Origin of the sequence: Streptomyces chiangmaiensis (assembly GCF_036281785.1) — a bacterium.
Taxonomy (GTDB): domain Bacteria; phylum Actinomycetota; class Actinomycetes; order Streptomycetales; family Streptomycetaceae; genus Streptomyces; species Streptomyces chiangmaiensis.
On sequence record NZ_JAYWVC010000646.1, the window covers coordinates 1 to 865 of the forward strand.

The window sequence follows — 865 nt, forward strand, 5'->3', positions numbered from 1 at the left end:
AATTCTTCGGAGCTGGTCCCCGAACTTCGGTTCGGGGACCAGCTCTTTTGTGTTCGGCGTCACTTTTCGTTCACTTTGCCGCAGCAGCATCCGAAGCATGGGTACCGCAGGAATGCTCAGTGCCGCGGGCATCGGCCACAGTGACGAGGTCATCGTGCCGGCCTTCGGGAACATCGAGGTCACCGAGGCCGTGACCCTGGCCGGCGCGACGCCGGTCTTCGCCGACATAGACCCAGCGACGTACTGCCTTGCCCCCATGGCCGTCGAGGCCGTGGTCACCTCGCAGACCGCCGCGATCGTCGTCGTTCACCGTTTCGGACGTCCGGCAGACGTCGCGGGGCTGCACGAGAGCGGGCAGCGGCACGGGCTCCTGGTGCTGGAGCAGGGGGAGTCGGAGACTCCGTACGCCGAGGTCGCGCAGCGCCGTGAGCGGGCCGCCTACCTCGACCGGCGGCTGCGGGGTGTGCGGACGCCCGAGAGCGGCGGCGGGCACACCTACCAGCAGTACGTGGTGCGGGTGCCCGGCAATGGCCGACCGGACCGGGACGCCTTCGCCCGGGCTCTGCGGGCCAGGGGAGTTGAGTGCCGGGTGCCGGTGAAGACACCGGTGCACCGGATGCCGGGATTCCGCCGCGACGTCTGCCTGCCCGAGACCGAGCTGGCCTCGGACGAGACGCTCTCGCTGCCGGTTGAAGCCTCGCTGACGAAGCGTGAGATGAACCGGATCGTGTCCGCGTGCAATGCCCTGGGTGGATTGCTGCAGCCGGTCCTCTGAACCGGTGCTCGTGGTTGGGAGCACACGCCGGTTCAAGGTATGATCTACTGCGTTGCCGCGAGGGAGATCTCAAAAAGGCGACAGGCCCCT

Annotated in this window: 1 protein-coding gene; it reads left to right on the forward strand. The window is 67.9% G+C overall.

Annotated elements, in window-relative coordinates:
• Nucleotides 1–112: 112 nt before the first annotated feature.
• Nucleotides 113–775, forward strand: coding sequence for a DegT/DnrJ/EryC1/StrS family aminotransferase (locus VXC91_RS46170; protein WP_329513298.1), 663 nt, complete (start codon nt 113–115; stop codon nt 773–775).
• Nucleotides 776–865: the final 90 nt, after the last annotated feature.